The sequence below is a fragment of the Variovorax sp. 05T418 genome (genome assembly GCF_056396385.1).
The window spans coordinates 1-475 of record NZ_JBFTLJ010000060.1; the positions used below are offsets into that span (position 1 = coordinate 1).

Sequence of the window (475 nt, forward strand, 5' to 3'; positions counted from 1 at the left end):
TGTTGGATTCGCCGAACATCAGCTTGTCGCGGATGTCGTGCACGCTGCGTCCGTCGCGCAGGAGCTTGAAGTACCAGCTGCCGTCCACCGTGTCGCCGTACAGGCAGGCGCCCACCAGCTTGTCGTCCTTGATGACKAGTTTCTTGTAGACCCCGCCGAAGGGGTCGCTCATGACGATCTCTTCCGTGCCTTCGCCGCCCATGAACTCGCCGGCCGAGAACAGGTCGATGCCCGTCACCTTGAGCTTGGTGGAGGTCAGCGACCCCAGGTAGCGCCCGATGCCGAACTGGGCCAGGTGGTTGGCCGCGACCTTGGCCTGCTCGAACAGCGGGGCGACCAGGCCGTAGGCGATGCCGCGGTGGGCCGCGCATTCGCCCACCGAGTAGATGCGCGCATCGGTCACGGTCTGCATGGTGTCGGTGACGACGATGCCGCGGTGGCAGTGCAGGCGCATCCGCTCGGCCAGTTCGGTGTT

1 protein-coding gene is annotated in these 475 nt (G+C 65.6%); it reads right to left on the bottom strand.

Annotated elements, in window-relative coordinates; all coding sequences use genetic code 11:
- Positions 1 to 475: NAD(P)/FAD-dependent oxidoreductase (locus AC1DMS_RS31775; RefSeq protein WP_478182154.1), on the bottom strand; the 475-nt coding region annotated here is incomplete at both ends.